Origin of the sequence: Paenibacillus sp. MMS18-CY102 (assembly GCF_009789195.1) — a bacterium.
Lineage (GTDB): Bacteria > Bacillota > Bacilli > Paenibacillales > Paenibacillaceae > Paenibacillus_T.
Genome location: NZ_WSTC01000044.1, coordinates 17,395 through 36,260, shown reverse-complemented (window position 1 = coordinate 36,260; position 18,866 = coordinate 17,395). Strand labels below are relative to the sequence as shown.

17 protein-coding genes and 1 pseudogene are annotated in these 18,866 nt (G+C 46.9%); 5 read left to right on the top strand and 13 right to left on the bottom strand.

What is annotated here, in order from left to right:
* The first annotated feature begins 524 nt into the window (after window positions 1-524).
* Window positions 525-1,403: a hypothetical protein gene (locus GON22_RS23320; RefSeq protein ID WP_160398495.1), complete on the top strand. Its 879-nt coding sequence runs from the start codon at window positions 525-527 to the stop codon at window positions 1,401-1,403.
* Between the two features lie 317 nt (window positions 1,404-1,720).
* On the opposite strand, the gene GON22_RS23315 is transcribed toward GON22_RS23320, so the two are convergent.
* Both GON22_RS23315 and GON22_RS23310 read right to left on the bottom strand, forming a co-directional pair.
* The gene (locus GON22_RS23315; protein ID WP_160398494.1) at window positions 1,721-2,515 is read right to left on the bottom strand and encodes an endonuclease NucS domain-containing protein; all 795 of its coding nucleotides are present in this window, start codon (window positions 2,513-2,515) and stop codon (window positions 1,721-1,723) included.
* 739 nt (window positions 2,516-3,254) lie between these two features.
* Window positions 3,255-4,280 (bottom strand): hypothetical protein, encoded by a 1,026-nt coding sequence (locus tag GON22_RS23310; RefSeq protein WP_160398493.1) that lies wholly within the window; start codon window positions 4,278-4,280, stop codon window positions 3,255-3,257.
* Between the two features lie 397 nt (window positions 4,281-4,677).
* On the opposite strand from GON22_RS23310, the pseudogene GON22_RS26820 reads away from it, so the two are divergent.
* Window positions 4,678-4,956: pseudogene (locus GON22_RS26820) on the top strand (IS3 family transposase); the annotation flags it as partial.
* 280 nt (window positions 4,957-5,236) lie between these two features.
* On the opposite strand, the gene GON22_RS23300 reads toward GON22_RS26820, so the two are convergent.
* From GON22_RS23300 to GON22_RS23290, 3 genes are all read right to left on the bottom strand, one after another.
* Window positions 5,237-6,445: a hypothetical protein gene (locus GON22_RS23300; protein WP_160398491.1), complete on the bottom strand. Its 1,209-nt coding sequence runs from the start codon at window positions 6,443-6,445 to the stop codon at window positions 5,237-5,239.
* A gap of 307 nt (window positions 6,446-6,752) precedes the next feature.
* On the bottom strand, window positions 6,753-7,547 hold the full coding sequence (locus tag GON22_RS23295; protein ID WP_160398490.1) for a TrmH family RNA methyltransferase: 795 nt from the start codon (window positions 7,545-7,547) through the stop codon (window positions 6,753-6,755).
* A 14-nt stretch (window positions 7,548-7,561) separates the two neighbouring features.
* On the bottom strand, window positions 7,562-8,278 hold the full coding sequence (locus tag GON22_RS23290; RefSeq protein ID WP_336604359.1) for a potassium channel family protein: 717 nt from the start codon (window positions 8,276-8,278) through the stop codon (window positions 7,562-7,564).
* 111 nt (window positions 8,279-8,389) lie between these two features.
* On the opposite strand from GON22_RS23290, the gene sspI reads away from it, so the two are divergent.
* Both sspI and GON22_RS23280 read left to right on the top strand, forming a co-directional pair.
* Window positions 8,390-8,635 carry a small acid-soluble spore protein SspI gene (sspI, locus tag GON22_RS23285; protein WP_202113468.1) on the top strand — a complete coding sequence of 82 codons (246 nt, stop codon included), beginning with the start codon at window positions 8,390-8,392 and terminating at the stop codon, window positions 8,633-8,635.
* A gap of 104 nt (window positions 8,636-8,739) precedes the next feature.
* Window positions 8,740-8,925: a hypothetical protein gene (locus GON22_RS23280; protein ID WP_160398488.1), complete on the top strand. Its 186-nt coding sequence runs from the start codon at window positions 8,740-8,742 to the stop codon at window positions 8,923-8,925.
* Between the two features lie 39 nt (window positions 8,926-8,964).
* On the opposite strand, the gene GON22_RS23275 is transcribed toward GON22_RS23280, so the two are convergent.
* The 8 genes from GON22_RS23275 to GON22_RS23240 form a co-directional block, all read right to left on the bottom strand.
* The gene (locus GON22_RS23275) at window positions 8,965-10,050 is read right to left on the bottom strand and encodes a Gfo/Idh/MocA family protein (protein WP_160398487.1); all 1,086 of its coding nucleotides are present in this window, start codon (window positions 10,048-10,050) and stop codon (window positions 8,965-8,967) included.
* Window positions 10,051-10,089: 39 nt separating this feature from the next.
* Window positions 10,090-10,716 carry a ThuA domain-containing protein gene (locus GON22_RS23270; protein WP_160398486.1) on the bottom strand — a complete coding sequence of 209 codons (627 nt, stop codon included), beginning with the start codon at window positions 10,714-10,716 and terminating at the stop codon, window positions 10,090-10,092.
* 40 nt (window positions 10,717-10,756) lie between these two features.
* Window positions 10,757-11,920 carry a Gfo/Idh/MocA family protein gene (locus tag GON22_RS23265; RefSeq protein ID WP_160398485.1) on the bottom strand — a complete coding sequence of 388 codons (1,164 nt, stop codon included), beginning with the start codon at window positions 11,918-11,920 and terminating at the stop codon, window positions 10,757-10,759.
* 63 nt (window positions 11,921-11,983) lie between these two features.
* Window positions 11,984-13,006, bottom strand: coding sequence for a LacI family DNA-binding transcriptional regulator (locus GON22_RS23260; RefSeq protein WP_160398484.1), 1,023 nt, complete (start codon window positions 13,004-13,006; stop codon window positions 11,984-11,986).
* 173 nt (window positions 13,007-13,179) lie between these two features.
* Complete coding sequence (locus GON22_RS23255; protein ID WP_160398483.1) at window positions 13,180-14,763, bottom strand: peptide chain release factor 3; 1,584 nt, start codon at window positions 14,761-14,763, stop codon at window positions 13,180-13,182.
* A gap of 82 nt (window positions 14,764-14,845) precedes the next feature.
* Entirely contained in the window at window positions 14,846-15,478 is a 633-nt protein-coding gene (locus GON22_RS23250; RefSeq protein ID WP_160398482.1) for a cyclase family protein, read from the bottom strand.
* A gap of 173 nt (window positions 15,479-15,651) precedes the next feature.
* Entirely contained in the window at window positions 15,652-17,208 is a 1,557-nt protein-coding gene (zwf, locus tag GON22_RS23245) for a glucose-6-phosphate dehydrogenase (protein WP_160398481.1), read from the bottom strand.
* Window positions 17,209-17,371: 163 nt separating this feature from the next.
* On the bottom strand, window positions 17,372-18,262 hold the full coding sequence (locus GON22_RS23240; protein WP_160398480.1) for a YwmB family TATA-box binding protein: 891 nt from the start codon (window positions 18,260-18,262) through the stop codon (window positions 17,372-17,374).
* A 112-nt stretch (window positions 18,263-18,374) separates the two neighbouring features.
* On the opposite strand from GON22_RS23240, the gene GON22_RS26285 reads away from it, so the two are divergent.
* Window positions 18,375-18,779, top strand: coding sequence for a hypothetical protein (locus tag GON22_RS26285; RefSeq protein WP_237179320.1), 405 nt, complete (start codon window positions 18,375-18,377; stop codon window positions 18,777-18,779).
* Window positions 18,780-18,866: the final 87 nt, after the last annotated feature.

Genomic DNA, 18,866 nt, shown 5'->3' with positions numbered 1-18,866 from the left:
GCTGTATCGCCTCAATATGCGGGGCGGGGATTGTTAACTAAAGTAGAGTCGTCCCAAGCCTTTTTACAGCGGCAGAAGTCAATTCTGCGCCGCTGGCAATGTACTACTAGCCAGGCATCCTTCCATTTTAATCGGAAGAAGATGATCGGGAAAATAATCGGGAAAAGCCATTCTGATATAACGGCTCATTTCTCTTTTCTAATGCTCGTCATATGGGATGGAAAGACTAGAGGTTAATCGAGGGAAACCCATCGACGAATCTCCAGTCCTGGTTATTGGAGGACAGTTATTATTTACTGGTGAAAACGTAACTCAGATTACCTTTATCTATCACAATTTCGCTCCCCCCCTACTTCGGATATTTGGGATCCAGTTATTTTCATAGTAACGTATTTCTTATAGACCAGAATATGGTATAGTTTTCTCATCACACGTTGACTGTCAACAGTGAAGATTGTTTCCACTTGTTACGGACGTTATTAGCAAAGTAGAATTGCAGTCATATATACAAAGGTGGGGAAATGGTGTCAGTCGTTCAGAAATATTACATAGAGCATTTCAAAGAAATGTACTACTACGAACATGAACAAAAAGAGAAAATTAACGGACGAATTCAAACGCCTATCGGCTTTTTAACCTTACTGATTGCATTAGATGCCTTTTACATCAATGGCATGGAAGATATCCAAAAAGGAACATCGGGCATGGCATTCTTTATATTACTCAGTTTATTTTCCCTATCATTACTTGGAATTGTTTATCTCTTAATTAGATCTTACTATGCTTATAGCTATAAATACATTCCAGTCCCGTCCGTTTTAGAAAGCAAAGCGAACGAGTATGCTACTCATTTCGACACGTACTATGAGCAGTACAAGGATTATTACAAAATATCCAAAGATGATTGCATCACTAATGAAATCGATAAAAACATGTATCACTACTACATGATTACCACAGAAACTAATATGATGCTTAATGAGAAAAAACTAACATACTTAAGAAAAGTCGGGTATGCTATGATCATTTCCTTAATCTTGGGTCTTGTATCGCTAGTTCCGTATTTTATAGCTCATGAGAAAAATGATGTCCAAAAGATTGAAGTTGAGAAACTAACTGAACTCATTGATACAATTCAATACAAAAAGATACGATCGGATGATCACAATGACTTGCAAAAAACCGTACAAGAGCAAGAAAAGTTAATTCAAGAGATAAAAATAGAACTTGAAGCGATCCAATTGTCAAAGTACCAAGTAACAAAGGAGGTGAGTAAAATGACTGATCAAAATAATGAACCTAATATCCAAGATATCCCACCACCACCACCAGGTCCCGCTCCAATTCGTTCCATAACGGAAGGCTTTCAACGAGACGAAAGTGTGAACAAGGATACAGAGTAGTTGCAGGAACGCCTTCATGTGGGACGTTTTTGCACAAGATATAACCTATATAGTGCCATTAGAACAAGACCTACTGTTTTCTCCTCCCATCCACCTTTTCCCACGTACCTTTTTCTCTGATTTTTGTATCCTTGAAAGCAGAGAAAAAGGTTGGAGATAAATCGGTTTCCACTCCGATTTATTTCCAACCTTTAGTTCATCAGGACAGTATTGCGGAAAAGAATGGGGATTTTTTCTTTTTATCGTGGATAGTAAATGATTTTTCTATACAAAACAGTGTAAAACGCTATAGTCTCAGACTTCTACTGTTCCTACTTCTACTCAAAAGTTGATTCCTGACTTAAAGAAAAATTAATTTGATATCTGAATAGAGTTACATGCGGAACGACCTTAACAGCATATTTAATCTTCTCATCAAAGTTTTCCGCTACAATGATTCCACTCACTTTTTTATCTGGATATTCTGATTGAAGCCATCCTATATACCGAAGAAGTTGACCTACAGTAGTGTCTATACCTCTACTAAGTTTCAGCTCCAGTACAACGAAATTTTCATTTTCATCCACTGCTAAAATATCAATTCTGCCGACAGGAATACGATATTCTATTCCCTCAATGCCATTATCATCGACATATAGCCGAAGTGGTTTGCCGCCAATGTTGACCTGGGAGATATTTTTTGCAATAAAATCCCTCAAGTGAGCCTCAAACGGGAACAGCAAATTGGCATTGGAATCATCGGAAACTTGATCAGCTTGATCATCATTCGACATTTCATTCGTAACTACCCGGCTAACTTCTCTAACAATGAGTGAACCATTCTCATCCTTATGTATTTCCCATTCGCCATGTTGATCCACGTCATACAGTTCTACTTGTCCTCGTCCTGTACTGTAAAGGAAGTCATATTGAGAGAGTGATATGCGTGGTTTATTATTTTCAGGCCAGTTTATTCGTGACTGTACATTAACACAACATGTCAAAATGGTACAATTAATTGTATTATCTTTTGCTTCTGGATTCTTGCTTCTTATGTGTTTTTTAATATCAGCATTCGAAGCTTTTCCCCCTAATGCAATCACTGCTTCTTTGACCTGTTGCCATATTGCCATTGTTATCACCTTTCTCTTTCTTCTTTCGAGTTCAGCACCAATGCTATTGGTTATTACCAATTGGAATATTCGAGATCAAATCCGACTTTCCTATCCTAACGTTATACTATGCATAACTAAAACAACAAAAGTTCCTACTTAAAATCAACTCAAACTCTTTATCATCACTTATTTTTTTTCACTCGGGGTTTGCTATAGACGGGCTTTCTCAGGCTTTCCCTCTGCTTTACGACAGGAAATAAGTCAGAAGGCTGCGTCGAGCGATACAAGTTTATGGTTGCTACCCTCTATAATCAAAAACTCCTATCCAGAAAATCACACTCTTTCTACTTGCCCCACCCCAACACCTCAACAGTCTATCCCGCAATTCCGAGACAATAACTAGTGTCCCTCCCACGTGTGACCTAACAGAGTGAGAAGCAGGAAATAAAAGCAACAACTCGAGAAAGTACCGTAGTAGACTGGGAAAATAATTTGGAAAAGAGTTAGGAACTAAATCGAAACAGATCAAAAGGAGACGGAGTGCTTGTTTGGGTATATGATCGAACCAGATCATTAGGGTGCTGGGAGTTGCTTAAGGAAATGATTAGGAAACAGCTTATAAAGGAGAGAAAAAGCTGAAGAGATGGTTATGGAGTTAATCAACCAGGCTCCAGCCTTTCTTCGTTTGAAGACAGTTACTGCGACATTGGACGGGAATAGTTCTTTAGTTAATAAAAAAGAAACTTAGAGTTTATTATTAGTAACACTTATTAATTTCTTCTGTAATCTTATTTATAGCATTCGAATATCTTGCAATACTACTTAACAGGTCTTGAAACATCAAAGCATCATTTTGCATCATATTCATTGGATATTCAGACGATATCATCTTAACATAACCCTTATCCGGAACTAATTCATCACTAAAGTAGTAATCTGAATAATTTGTAATTATTAGATAGTTATACGGACATCTTTCTTTATCAACTATATATCTTCTATAGTCACTTTCAAAAAAGTTAATATGTTCATCAAGATAAGGTATTCCTTCATTAATGACATCTTTATTTGGAGGTATATTTTCATCGATGAAAATAATAAATGGTAATTCTTTAGGTCTTTGTTCTTTCGCCTCATTCATCAATCTACCTAAAAAAGAAGGTTTTATATTATCTGGTGTATTCCCTTCATTAAAATGCAGAATACCGCGAAAATGTTTACTTTTTGTTTCAAACCCTATTTTTTCTTTTGTCACTTTATGTATTGCTATAAATTCACACTTTTTACCCATATCATTATATAATTGAGGATCTGTATAACTTATCGAAAAGTTTGCTCTAACAACAATCGAAGCAACTTGAATTTCATAAAGTACCCCTTGAAATTCTTTATTCAATCTCAATCTTTTTCTGAGATCGTTAGGAAATGCTCCTTCTAATATTAAACAATAAACATCAAATGCTAAATTTAGTAAAGACCTAACATTTCCTGTCATATGCATACCTGATTCATCCGGATGAATACTATCAGTCTCGTTATTTTGAAACTTCCACTTATAATACGCATTGACCCAACTTACTAATATATCCCCCGATTCTTTCAAATTTAATCTTAATTCACTTATTAGATTTTTTATTAAAAAATCTGAAAAACTTTCATTTTCCGGAATAAATTTTACTTTCAACCTCTCAACATTTGTACTTGTTAACGGATTTAGATTTATAGGCTCAGATGATGCGCCTAGCTTTTCGATATTTCCAACTCGATTTAATTGGTTATTCAATTTTACATTTCTCCCTCTTTTTGGATCGTCTATACTGAATTAGACATAAAAAAAAGTGCTAGTAGAATAGAGCGACAGAGATAAGGAGCGGATCTACTATCAAAACAAAGACGTACGTTTACAGCGGAGTTTAAACAACAATTGGTTCAGTTATATGGAAAAACAAGGAGCAAGTATTGTTCGAGAGTACAACCTGAGTGGATCAGCGTTGGTTCGATGGATTGCGCAAAACGAGAACTCAGGATCGTTTACAGAGAAGGCGAACCGTATCCCAAAGAAAATGAGCTGCTTGCTTTATGGAAAGAAAATCAGCGTCTGAAGATGGAGAACGACATTTTAAAGCAAGCCGTCCTGCAATTACTACAAGCACGAACCAGCCTCGAATGAAGACGAACAACAATTGGAGGATGCGATTATTGACATCTTCACAGCCAGTCGAAATAACTACGGAACACGAAAGATTAAGGTAGAATTGCGGAAGCAAACCCTAGTGGCTTCACGCCGTAAGATCGGCCAGATCACAAAAAGCGATTCTAACAAGTCAGCTGTAAAGAACGAACTGAACCGGGAACTTCATCAAGAAGAAGCATATGCCGTGGTTGTCAGCGATCTGACGTACGTACGAGTAGACGGTGAAAGGCATTACGTATGCTTGTGTGTCGACCTCTTTACATAGAGAGATCATTGGCTACAGCAGCGACCCAAGAACGGACGCAGATCTTGTTTACAATGTGCTCACAAGCATATCTTATGCTATAAAGTAGTAGGAGGGGTCCCGTAACTGCCCACAGCTGACAGTAGAGGTGAAGAAGTGGCCAACGGCAATTATGCTTTGCAGTTCCGTCCCTCGCCCCCCTTTTTTTCATCTAACTATATTCATTTTATTCCGAATGAGTTGCAATCTTCCTCTTTAACCATAGTTGAAATTATTCAAACGCGCCGAAAGCATAATCCGTTCACCTTTTAAAATATTGATGATTTATCCTTTCATCAAAATAATGTTTTCTCTTAATCCAAATGAGACCATCACCTTTTGTTATTACAGCTACATCTATTGGACCGCCTACGGTCTCCAGTTCCTTAGATACCTTCTTCTTAAATGACGATAGATTCACCAGCGTTTCTGCAAAATTCCCAAGTTCATTGTGAGGCAGATTCATTAATACTTCATGCATCGGGTTTATATAACTCTCAGACTGATACTCCTTTATTCCTTCGTAAAAAGCTTCGACAGCATTATTTTTCAAATCGACAAGAAAACTATCATCTTCTAAACTATAACGATTTATGACCAATTGATTATATTCTCCAAATAAATCCGTCAGACGGTTTCTTGAAAAGCGCTGCAACTCTGGATCAAAGCCCAGCAAATATCTGTACACAACTTCTTGCTGAGCAAACGGGATAATTGATGAGTTAGTAGTTATACCGTCTATCTTTACTGATTTGTTATGTACTATTTTCAGGCGATTGCCATGAATTGAACCAATATCATATGAATACAAAGCTGGAAACATCTCTTCCTCACCAAATCCCGTTATTACGACTCCAGTATACTGTTCATATGAAAAATCATCAGAATAAATGTATACTACTATAATTCTTTTTAAATTCAATTGATCAGCTTCAGATAACTGGTATCCATTGAAAATGACCTGAATTCCTTCGTTCAACAAATCCTCATTTTCATCCAATAACATTTCAATTTCATCAGATGAACAGTTAACGGATGATGTCCACTCCCCGAATTGTTGCAATACATTATTAATGTACTCAGTCATTGTCACTTTCTCAGTTCGAAATTCATTATTCTCATAGTTGTAAAGAAGACTACGATAAATGTGTACCATTTTAGAGTTCAGACTATTCTTCTGAAGATCTGCTGTAACAACACCACTTCGAAGGTAATTAATAAAATCATCACAATATTCTTCTACATAGTCAAAACATATATCATCAAGTTTATTCCTATACGTTTTAATTATAGTTTCCCATGGAACCCCCATAAAAGTTGACGAGTGATATATCATGACCCCAATCGGATATTTATGTGATAAGGATAGTATCTTTACAGCAGAGTTATAGACCTTATCTCCCACCGTAACAGCACTATCAGCTGCAAGAGCGACTGCCGACCTATTTAGAATTGCTATTTCCGCTGTCATAGATAGATCCTCCTTAAATGTTAAATTCACATACCATTTTATAGAAAATATCATATCAGAATTTTGAGGATAATATAGCATTACATCCATTAAAAAAGCCTTTATATAAGTTAAATAAAGGCTTAAGAAAGATTCAAAGAGAAGCCTGTGAGAGCTTGCTTCGTATTAGTTTATGGTTGGGTAGATGATTGGGAAGGGCATAAAAAAGGCTGGCCGATTCGCCTCCAGCCATTGGTGGATTGATAACATAAATTTTATTCCTGGACAGATATTTGGGGGAAAGTTAGGAATTATTGTTTGTATAAATCTACCCCCGCTGCCGCAACGCCTCATACAAAATAACCGTCGCCGCCATCGCAACGTTCAACGATTCCGCGCGCCCGCGAATCGGAATAATTACCGCTTGGTCCGCCAGCCCAAGCACCTCTGCCGACACCCCGTCAGACTCGCTGCCCATCAGCAGCCAAGTCGCGCCCGTCCAGTCACAGTCATAGCAGCTAACCGCTGACTGCAAGCTTGTTGCCGCCAAACGAATTCCTCGCTCCTTAGCCTTCGGCAAAAGCTCTAGAAGATCTGCCTCAATGACTGGCAAATGGAATAGCGACCCCATCGTCGAACGGACGGTCTTCGGATTGTACAGATCAACGCAGCCGCGTCCAAGAACAACGGCATCCGCACCTACTGCATCCGCGCTGCGAATGATCGTTCCGGCATTGCCTGGGTCGCGCACGCCGTCCAATACGACAACCAGCGACTTCTCGCGGAATAACGCCGTTTCATCCACGGCAGGCTTCACGACCACTGCAAATACAGGCGGCGGCGAATCCGTGCCTGTACATTTGGCCATAACGGCCGTTGATGCACTTACGAGCAGCTCTGGAAGCTCGATTAGCGCAGGATGCTCCTGCAGCTCCAGCGGCAATCCCCGCTCCCCATCATATACGATGGTTTCCACTTGGGCTCCGCATTCGAGCGCTTCTTTCACAAGATGAATGCCTTCCACCAGAAACTGCCCGCTGCGGTCACGGTGTTTTTTCTCAAGCAGGGACGCCCAACCTTTAACCCGAGCGTTTTGTACTGAAGTGACTTCCAAATCCGACAACGTTATCCGTCCTTTTAACCGTTTTTATATTGTTCCGAGAAAACATGCTCAAACGTGGCCAAATCTTCATTCTTGCCCACGATGACAAGCACGTCCTCTGCATTGATCCTGTCATCTGCGTATGGCGAGATGTTCATCTGTCCATTCGACTTAATCGCCATGACATTACAACGGTATTTCGCCCTAACATCAAGCTGTTTTAAGGTTTGGCCGATCATTTGCGCAGGCGCTTTTATTTCAAGAATGCTATAGTCGTCTGACAGCTCGATAAAATCGACGATATTAGGCGAGATTAAATGATGCGCGACGCGCATCCCCATATCGCGTTCTGGATACACGACTTTGTCCGCACCAATCTTTTTCAACACTTTGCCATGAAGCTCGCTTTGCGCTTTAACAATAATTTTGGGCACGCCAAGATCCTTCAAAATAAGGGTCGTCAAGATGCTCGCTTGAATATCTTGCCCGATCGCAACGACTACGACGTCAAAATTGCGAATGCCCAGCGCTCGAACCGCTTCTTCATCCGTACAATCCGCGGAAACCGCGTGGGTAACGACGTTACAAGCTTCCTGTATTCGCTGTTCACTGGCATCGATGGCAAGAACATCAAATCCGAGATTCGTCAGTGTTTGGGCTACGCTTGAACCAAAGCGCCCCATTCCGATAACGGCATACTGCTTCTTGGCCATGGCTGTTCCCCCTGGTACGTGAGATTGACTTGACCGTATTATACCACAAGCGCCCACTCCAATGCCCTGCCTGCCACGAGTCCCCTCGCGTGAAAGAAGGCTCTATTGCACATAATAAATGACGCAACTAATGGAATGGAGGAATGCAGCTTGAATACGATCGATTTGCGGCAAGCGATCATTACCCGGGTGAAGGATAAGTCGAATGAAGAACTCACTGACATCATTCAAGACTCCATCGGCAGTGACGAAAGGGCGCTGCCCGGTCTTGGCGTACTGTTCGAGATGATCTGGCAAGACAGCTCATCAAGCGATCAATCACGGATGGTCAACTCCTTGCATCAGCATTTGCATACCGGTGATTCAGCGCCAGAATCCGGTTTAGGCCATTCTTAACATTGAAACGAAACTAACTATAGGGCTACTCGCCCATGCCAACCTGCCGCTCCTCGCATAGGCTGTTATCATCGATAATGGCCACCGAGAAGGGGTTCGGAATAATGGCAGAACAAGTGGAATTGCCTGATAGCCCGTCAGCGGACGATATTGCGCTTATGGCTGCCGTAGCAACCATTGTAGGCGACGTCCTTGCTCTGATCGCATTGCTAAAAGCACGCAACGAGAAAGAAGAACCGCCGCCGCCTATCTCACGCAAACGGCAATCGGAAAAACGAACGGGAGGATAAGCCATCCGAATATGGCCATCCTCCCGTTTCCTTTACAATCTAGTTAAGCTCCGGCATTGGCTCCGGACGAATACATTCGCTCTTCATCGTATAATGTTCGCCTTCGGCAGATGCAATATGGAAGCCATGCATCGCTTCCAGAACATGATACGCCATTTTGCCCTCGGCGCGATGCTGGCGATCCTCGACGATTGCCTTCGCCATATCGATAACACCGATTCCGCGATTATTGTCAGTGAAGCCGTGTGTCAGCGGAATGCTTATCCACTCCGATGACCCTGCTTTTCGAAGCTGAACCTCGCCGCCGAAGCCGTTCGGGTCAGGGACACGCAGCGATCCCGCAGTGCCATAAATCTCGATGTTCGGCAGTGCTGTATCCGCGGCGATATCGAAGCTTGTTACAAGCGTAGCAACTGCTCCTGATGCAAAATCGAGCACGCCCGCGATATGCGTTGGCGTTTCGACTGTTATCTTTTGCCCATGCTTCGGCTGGCTCGTAATCGTCCGTTCCGCATGCGTAATGACCGCAGAGCCGGTTACGCGGCGGATTGGCCCAAGCAACGTAACCAATGCAGTCAAATAATACGGGCCCATATCAAACATCGGGCCGCCGCCTGCTTGATAATAGAAGGCAGGGTCAGGATGCCAATTCTCATGCCCCCGGGACATCATGAAGCCAGATGCTGCAACCGGTGTGCCGATTGCCCCTTCGTCAATAAGCTTCCGGCAAGTTTGAATGCCGCCACCAAGGAACGTTTCCGGTGCACAAGCGACGCGAAGCCCGCGTGCAGCTGCTGCCTCCAGCACTTGCGCTCCTTCTTCCAGCGTAACAGCAAGCGGCTTCTCGCCATACACATGCTTGCCGGCTTCCAATGCTCGCAGGCTAATCTCGGCATGCGCTTGCGGAATCGTCAAATTGACCACAATGTCGATAGACGGGTCAGCCAGAAGCTCCTCAACTGAGCAAGCTTTGCTCACGCCGTGCTGGGCAGCCCGTTCTTTCGCCCGATCCAAATCCGCATCCGCGCATGCTGCCACTTCAACGTCTTCCGAACGGCATAAATTAGTCAAATAAATATTGCTAATATTTCCACATCCGATAATGCCAATCCGCGCTTTCGCCATCTTGTTTATCCTCCTAAGCATCCCATAATCAATCCGTTATTATCCGCGTGCAGCCCATAAGAATCCACGGCGCATAAGCTCCATCGTCTGCGGCATCGCCACGACATCGGCTTGATGGCCTAAGGAGCAATAATACACATTGCCTTGTCCCCAGCTCTTCGTCCAAACGACCGGCATCTTCACCGATCCAAAATCAGTCGTTGCATGCACTTTAATCGCAGGATCGACATGCATGTAATACTGCTCAGAACAAACTTCAAAGTCTCCGATTCCTTTGGTTAACGGATCGCCCGGAATGGTCATGTTTACCATATAGTTCACCCCATCATTGCCCGGATGCGCCACCCATTGGCCACCCACCATATGCTGGAACTCCACTTCGTTGCGGAACGAATCGCCCATGCCGCCATGGCAGCCCGCAATGCCGCAGCCCGCTTCAACGGCGCGGAGCACTGGATCAAGCTGGTTTTTCTCAATCTTGCCCATCGTCCAAACCGGTACAATGAGATCGAGTGAGTTCACTAGCTCCTCATCGGCGAAGGTTTCCAATGTGTCCGATACGATTACTTCAAACTGCTCTTTGCGCAGCATATCCGCGAAAATCTCTGCAACCTGCTGTGGCTGGTGGCCATCCCATCCGCCCCATACGATTAATGCTTTTTTCATAGCTGCATTCCTCTCCTCTGTCCTGATTCGCAATCTGATCTTAGGCCATCTCGGAAATGGACACCCAACGCCGCTCTGCGATGGATCGCTCGACTGCTTCCAGCACCTCTTGGCACTTCACGCCATCCACGAAGTTCGGTACCGGCTGGCGGCCTTCTTTAATGGCATCCATCAGCTCAACCACTTCATGCGTGAACGTATGCTCGTATCCAATCGTATGGCCCGCTGGCCACCAAGCATCCATATAAGCATGAGCTGCATCGGTCGCCAGGACGCGCCGGAAGCCCTGCACATCTTCTGCATCATCTGTAAAATAGACCTGCAGCTCATTCAGCCGCTCGAAGTCGAACTTCACGCTGCCTTTGCTGCCGTTAATCTCGAAGGAATTCGTGCAGCGATGCCCGATTGCGAACCGTGTCGCTTCAAAGCTGCCGAGCGCGCCGTTGGCGAACCGCGTCATGAACAGCGTCGCATCGTCTACCGTCACATCGCCGAGCGGAGCGTCAGCATCGCCTTTTGCGCTCAATCCCGTCATGGCTGACGGCAGCGGGCGCTGCTTGACGAATGTCTCACTCATGCCAATCACATCGGCGAATTCGCCGATGAGATGGCGTCCGAGATCGATCAAATGCGCGCCAAGATCGCCATGCGAGCCTGAACCCGCAATTTCTTTCTGCAAACGCCACACGAGCGGGAACGACGGATCCACGATCCAGTCCTGCAGGAACCATGCGCGGAAATGATATATTTTGCCCAGCCGGCCTTCCTCTATCAGCTTCTTCGCCAGCTTCACAGCCGGTGCAAACCGATAATTGAACCCAACCATATGCGTAACGCCAGCCTCTTCAGCAGCAGCTAGCATTTCTCTTGAATCGCCAAGGGTCAGCGCGAGCGGCTTCTCGCAGAAAATGTGCTTGCCTGCTGCCGCAGCGGCCAACGCGATCTCCTTATGCGCATCACTAGGAGCGTTAATGTCGATCAGATCGATATCCTCACGCGCAACGAGCTTCCGCCAGTCCGTCTCCGACGACTGCCAGCCGAACTGGCTTCTTGCTTGCTCCAGCCCTTGTGGATCACGGCCGCAAATCGCTTGCATGACTGGCTTGACCGTATTCGGGAAAAACATCGGTGTTGCCCGGTACGCATTACTGTGCGCTTTGCCCATAAATTTGTAACCGACCATCCCAATTCGTACCTCTTCCATACAACGCTCCACTCCTATCCCATTAAGGTTCGTTCAATCCCACGATCCAAGTTGACTGTTCACTCATTGCCGTGAACGCGAAGACTCCCGCACTACCAACTGAACAGGAAGAACAGCCGACACTGGCTCCTCCTCCTGCTGAAGCAGCTTACGAGCCGCTAATTGCCCCATTTCATGAAAAGGAACCGTTACGCTCGTCAGCTGTGGGCTCGCCATCCGCGCAGCATCTGCATCATCATAGCCGCAGAGCGCGTAATCGCGCCCCGCTTCCAGCCCTCGTTCGCGAAGCCCTTGCATCGCCCCGATGGCCATTCGGTCATTCGCAGCGAATATGGCGTCCGCTTGTCCCGACCGAATGAGTGCCTCCAGCCGATCCGCCAACGCATAGCCGCTTGTCCGGCTGTAGTTGCCCGCGAGCATCAGCTCCTCACGCAGCTCTAACCCACTTTCCGCGAGAATACGAGCATAGCCATCCCTTCGGTCAAGGCTGTTCGAATATTGCTCAGGCCCGTTAATAAACACAATGTTCGAGCAGCCGATTTCGGCCAAATGGCGCACAGCATCCCGGCTCCCTGACCAGTGGTCTGCATCGACGGTTAGGAACGGTGGCTCCTCCCCTCTCACAGCGTAGCGCTGGTTCAACACGCAGAACGGATGGCCGCTTCGCTTTAGCTCCTCCAGCGCTTCCCGATCAATCGGCATATCTCTTGCGCCAAGCACGATCAGGGCATCTACCTTATGCGCTTGGAACAGCGCAGCATAATCGCGTGGCTGCTCAGGCTCCCGGAATAGCAACAGCAGATCATAGCCTTGTGCCTGTGCCTCTTCGCCAATGCCGCCAAGCATCTCGGAGAAATAGTAGGTCGAGAACAAAGGCACTTTAGGCACAAACGGCAGGACAACGCCAAGATTGCCGCTTTTCTTCCTAGCGAAACGCTGGGCCAATGCGCTTGGCACATAGCCAAGCTCTGCTGCGGCGGCCAGCACACGCTGCTTCGTCTCTTCCTTCACCGGCCCGACGCCATTGAGCACACGAGATACCGTCGCTTCAGAAACCCCCGCTAGCTTTGCTACTTGTTGTCTCAATTTATTCGTCTCCCTCAATGGGCTTTCATTTTAATGTACACGCGTACATTTTGTCACGAGAACGGTTTCATGTCAACCCTCGAACTTCTAAACACAGCAAAAAAAACAGCGTGCTCCCCCCCTCACTAGTAAGGGGAAAGCCCGCTGTTTCTTATCTTTATCGCTATCCGGGCTTAAGGCGCAGTCTCTAAAAACTGTGCAGTCGGATTTTTTTCCATCGCCGTACGCATCGCGTATTCATTCTCGAACAACACGACATAATTGTCTTTCTTGTCCTTCACAAGCGTCGAGTTAATGCGGAATTTGGATGGATCGATTTTGTCGTCAATAACCCAACGCGCGAATTGGTACGTCTGCCGATGCAGCTGAATTTCCACCCCGTACTCCGCACGCATCCGATACTCGAACACCTCGAATTGCAACTGCCCGACTACCCCGAGAATCGTTTCTTCAAAGCTCGTCGTCCGGAACACCTGAATGGTGCCCTCCTCCGTCAGCTGATCGATTCCCTTCTGGTACTGCTTATGCTTGAGCGCGTTCTTAACCGTCACTTTGGCGAAAATTTCCGGCGAGAACGTCGGCAGCTCGTTAAACACGACGTTGCCGCCTTGTGCCAACGAATCACCGATTCGGAAAATGCCCGGGTCGAACAAGCCGATAATATCGCCCGGGTAAGCAGACTCGACGATATCACGGTCCTGCGCAAGGAACTGCTGCGGCTGGGACAGCTTAATGTCTTTGCCTGCGCGAACATGCTTGACGCTCATGCCACGGTCGAACCGGCCCGAACAGATCCGCAGGAATGCAATCCGGTCGCGGTGAGCGGGATTCATGTTCGCTTGGATTTTGAACACGTAGCCTGTGAATTTCTCGTTCGTTGGCTCAATTGTGCCCGCCGTGCTTTCGCGGGAAGTTGGCTTAGGAGCGAGCTGCAGGAAGTTCTCAAGGAACGTCTGAACACCGAAGTTGTTAACTGCGCTGCCGAAGAATACAGGCGTTAACTCGCCTCTGCTCACTTTCTCGAAGTCGAACTGGTCGCCGGCAACATCAAGCAGTTCAAGATCTGCAATCAGCTGATCGGTCATATAATCGCCCGCCATCTCACGAATGATCGGGTCGTTATAGTCGTCTACCTTACGGACTTCAATCGTGGAATGGTCTTTGCCGTTGAACAGCTCAACCTGGTTCTTCATCCGGTCATATACGCCGCACAATTCACGTCCCATGCCAATCGGCCAGTTCATTGGAACCGAACGAATGCCGAGCACGCGCTCGATCTCTTCCATCAGGTCGAACGGGCTTTGCCCTTCGCGGTCAAGCTTGTTGATGAAAGTAAAGATCGGAATGCCACGCTTGCTGCATACTTGGAACAGCTTAATCGTCTGCGGCTCTACGCCCTTCGCAACGTCGATCAACATAACTGCGCTGTCCGCTGCAGTCAGCGTCCGGTAGGTGTCTTCACTGAAGTCTTGGTGGCCAGGCGTGTCCAATATGTTAATGCGATGCCCATTATAGTCGAATTGCATAACGGAAGATGTAACCGAAATCCCCCGCTGCTTCTCAATTTCCATCCAGTCGGATGTCGCATGGCGGCTAGCTTTACGCGCTTTTACCGAGCCAGCCTCGCGGATCGCGCCGCCGAACAGCAACAGCTTCTCCGTCAGCGTTGTTTTCCCGGCATCCGGGTGAGAAATAATGGCGAACGTGCGCCGCTTATCGACTTCTTGTTGTATTTCGTCCTTTAACGATACGCTCATAAGTACGTCCTTTCGTTTTCCCTGTTAGTGTCCGTAGGGTAACGCTTTAGAAGTGGCCGAAGGCAGCTAAGCTTGTGCTTGCTTATACGCCGCCGATCAATACAGCCCGCGCTGGTGCGGCCTCAAGGCCCGTCAGCTTCAACGGCGCAACGACGAGAAAATACGTGCCCGGCGGCACATTTTTTAATCGCAGGCCTTCAACGATAATAATATTGTTTCGGAACAACTGGCGATGTGTCGGGTATTCACGCTGGGAGCGCTCAATGCCAAGCCCGTCAACGCCAATGCCACGAATGCCAATCTCCACCAAATACCGTGCTGCTTCCTCATTCACATAAACAAACCCGGTATCGAAAGTGTTGCTCTCGTTAAACGAATTGCGTGTTTTCAGTAAAATCCATTCGCCCTTCTGAATGCCAAACTTCTCAAGATCAGCCTTGGAAACAGCATCCTCGACCGCAGTAAGATCAAGAACACGCGCATGCCCAACAAGCTCCTCTAAGCCAATCGACTCGATCGTAGCGCCATCCTCCAACATATGCAGCGGTGCATCTACATGCGTGCCGGTATGGACGCTTAACGTCATCTTGGAATCGTAGACTTCGCCTGTCTCATAGTTGGAGACGTTCTCGAAGACTGGTTGATTGTTCTTCGCATTGCCCCACACCTGCATATCCTGCTGAATGGTCATCGAGATATCGTAGATTTTGAACATAACAGTCTCCTTACCGGCCGCTCTACCGCATAGCATAAGCTTCATCTCGGTTCGACAGCGCATGTTGTTCTGAAAACAGTCCGAAGGCCGGCCGACAGAATGATCCTGTCGACCGGCCAAAATTCAACCTATAATAATCAAATTATAACGAATTGGAAGCCCCGCATTGCGTATTACTTACGGCTGCCTGAGATCCAAACCACGTTGTCTTCTTCTTGCCCGTTAACCGGCCACCAGTGGAAACCATCTTCTTCGATGATCCGATCCATCGGTTCTGGTCCCCATGAGCCTGCAGGGTAGAAAGCAAGATCGCTATCGCTTTCTTTCCATGCCTTAGCAATCGGGTCAACGAACGTCCAAGCTTGTGCAACTTCATCCCAACGCGTGAAGCGAGTCGAATCGCCGCGAGCCGCATCATAAATCAGGCGCTCGTAAGCTTCTGGCGTGTTGATGCCGACTTGGCAAGATTGGCAGAACTCCATAGCTACCGGTTGGATCTCGCGATCGGAGCCAGGGCGTTTTGCATTAAATTTGATGTACATGCCTTCCATTGGGTTAACGCGGATAACGAGCAGGTTAGGGCCGACATCCTCGCGCGAACCAAACAGAACGTTCTCTGGCACATTTTTAAATTCAATAACGACTTCTGTCGTTTTCACCGGCATGCGTTTGCCTGTACGGATATAGAACGGTACGCCTGCCCAGCGGAAATTATCCACGTAGACACGTGCGCCGAAGTATGTTTCCGTAACGGACTCAGGGTTAACGGAGTCCTCTTGACGGTAGCCTGGCAACGATTTGGTGCCTGCTGCGCCTTCCGAGTATTGCGCACGAACAACGCTAGAGCGAACTTCTTCGCTCGACTTGTAAGGGCGGAGCGAACGCAGCACTTTAACCTTCTCATCGCGAATATCTTCCGGTTGAAGGCGGCTAGGCGGTTCCATGGCGATCATCGTGAGCATTTGCAGCATGTGGTTTTGCATCATGTCGCGCAATGCGCCCGATTTATCATAATAGCCACCGCGGTCCTCAACGCCGACTGTTTCCGACAGCGTGATTTGTACGTTAGCGATATGTTTGTTGTTCCACAGCGGCTCGAAGAATGCATTCGCGAAACGAACAACCTCGATGTTTTGTACCATTTCTTTGCCGAGGTAATGGTCGATGCGGTAGATTTCTTCTTCCTTAAACACTTGGCTCAGCTGTGCGTTCAGCTTGCGAGCCGACTCCAGGTCATAGCCGAACGGTTTCTCGATAACGAGACGTTTCCATCCATCCGAACCTAGCAGCCCGCCATCACGCAAGTTGAAGGAAACAGGGCCGAACAGGTCTGGCGCAAGCGCCAGGTAGAACAAACGATTGCCAGCGATGTCGAATTTCTTGTCCAATTCGCTGGACAATTGATTCAGTTCACGGAATCCGTCGACGTTGTTAATATCGAGCGGCATGTAGACGAAGTGCTCGGCAAATTTATTCCAAAGTGCCGTGTCGTCTGCCTTGTACCGGCAAAACTCTACGATCGACTCATAAACGTCCGAACGGAATTGGTCATTCGTCCGCGGACGGCGAGCAAGGCCGACAACGGCGAAATTCTCCGCCAATTTGCCTTCCTTATATAAGCTAAACAACGCCGGGAACAGCTTGCGTTTTGCAAGATCTCCGGTCGCACCAAACAGGTAGTAAACCGCGCCTTCGGCGGCTTGTTGCTCAAAATTTACAGTGGTTGTCATGGCTCTCATTCTTCCCTTTGGTTTTTTTCTCTATTCTCAACACCTATCACGTACTTGTAGTGTAGCATATTCAGGGGTAATTCGCCATTGAGCGCCTCATAAAAAAAACTGATGATCCCCCTAAGGAAAGGTAATCATTCAAGCTTACAACCCCTAATTCCGACTATTCGGATTGTGCATAATCACCTGTAATGATCGGTACGCCGACAATCCAATCGATTGTGTTGGCGGTATCATTCTGATGTCTCGACAGCTGCAAATTAGCCTTCTTATCCTTGGTTAGAATCGAAGCCTCCAGATGTGGAGATCGCCATGTTTCGCTAATTGTTCGCCCTGAGCTGTCGGCATAAGACTCGACAAGGGCAGCGCCTGCTTGCGCAGTTAGTGCATCAAAAAGCGGCTTCATCATTTCGCTTTCTCCTGATACTGGCATCGTATTCGCTGCAATAGAGCTTGCCACCCGAAAACTATAGGCAAACGCCGCTCCCGTCTCATGCAGTGCCTGTTCGATCCGCCTTGCTGCAGCAGTTAGCCGCTCCTGGCTGATCCCCGCTTCAGGCTTCATGACCAGAATTGCCCCCTCAAATCGGCTCTTGTCCGGGTCAACGGCCATCGTCACAGGTACACTGTTCCCTAATTGAGCAAACTTGCCTTCCCCCTCAATGGGCATCATCCCGTCGTATGCAGCCAGCCCTGCTTGTTCAGCATCTTGGCCATCATGTCTAGACCTCTGCAACCCAAGCAGATTCGCCACCTGCAGTGCTTGTCCATTATCAAGCTGCTCCACGTCGTAGCGTACGATCCACCGGCGCTGGTCCATTTGCACATCACTGCCACCAGCTTGTTGGGAGGCAAGCGAAGCTGTCAGCCCCCACACATAAGCTAAATCATTCGTGGCACTCCCTGTGGATCCGGTCGGCCGCTGTGCAGTAATAATGATTGCTCCAGCAAGAAGTGCTGCTGCTGCCAGCAGTATAGGAACCAGCTTAGGCTTTCGCACTGGCTTTCTTCGCATGCCTGTCTGCGCCTGCGTACGCACCATCAATTCGTTCACAGCCTTCAGCCCCTTTTTTCCCGATATTTGGCCCTAATCTCTGGGTTATTGACCATGCACAGTTGCCTGCGCCTGCATAATATGGGCTTAGAAACAAGGAGGTGCGTCACGAATGGAACCGATATTTCCTTTACACGAGGATCATGTGTCGCGTTATTGCGGCCTGCCAGTGTGCATTATAACGAAAGATGGCAAACGCCATGTTGGTGTTCTATCAAACTGCCGCGGCGGACGAGTGATGCTCAATAGCGGCCCAAGCCAGCAATCGCAATCTGGTCCACATGCCTATCTCGACCATCATCAGTCCGCTGAGCTGTCCAAAAACAAAAAAGGAAAACAGCATAAGAAAAACAAAAAAGCCTACGCACAAGAGGAGATGCCGCTGGAGGTTCAAACGAAAGACTACGGCTATGACGGATATGGATATGGCGGCGGGTATGGTTACGGGTACAATCCATGGGGAACGGCTTTCGCAATCGATCTTGCGCTCATTGCCTTTCTATTCTTGCTCTTATAATAAATATCTTGATTGGGCGGCCAGCGTAAAGGCGCAGATGGGCCAATTGTTACATCTTTCTGGCTATTTGCGCTGGACCGACACCAA

Bases quoted from the DNA above. Each gene is read 5' to 3' on its own strand.
- GON22_RS23255 (WP_160398483.1), bottom strand. From the start codon at position 14,763: ATGAGCGTATCGTTAAAGGACGAAATACAACAAGAAGTCGATAAGCGG.
- GON22_RS23250 (WP_160398482.1), bottom strand. From the start codon at position 15,478: ATGTTCAAAATCTACGATATCTCGATGACCATTCAGCAGGATATGCAG.
- GON22_RS23270 (WP_160398486.1), bottom strand. From the start codon at position 10,716: ATGAAAAAAGCATTAATCGTATGGGGCGGATGGGATGGCCACCAGCCA.
- GON22_RS23265 (WP_160398485.1), bottom strand. From the start codon at position 11,920: ATGGAAGAGGTACGAATTGGGATGGTCGGTTACAAATTTATGGGCAAA.
- GON22_RS23315 (WP_160398494.1), bottom strand. From the start codon at position 2,515: ATGGCAATATGGCAACAGGTCAAAGAAGCAGTGATTGCATTAGGGGGA.
- zwf (WP_160398481.1), bottom strand. From the start codon at position 17,208: ATGACAACCACTGTAAATTTTGAGCAACAAGCCGCCGAAGGCGCGGTT.
- GON22_RS23300 (WP_160398491.1), bottom strand. From the start codon at position 6,445: ATGACAGCGGAAATAGCAATTCTAAATAGGTCGGCAGTCGCTCTTGCA.
- GON22_RS23280 (WP_160398488.1), top strand. From the start codon at position 8,740: ATGGCAGAACAAGTGGAATTGCCTGATAGCCCGTCAGCGGACGATATT.
- GON22_RS26285 (WP_237179320.1), top strand. From the start codon at position 18,375: ATGGAACCGATATTTCCTTTACACGAGGATCATGTGTCGCGTTATTGC.
- GON22_RS23275 (WP_160398487.1), bottom strand. From the start codon at position 10,050: ATGGCGAAAGCGCGGATTGGCATTATCGGATGTGGAAATATTAGCAAT.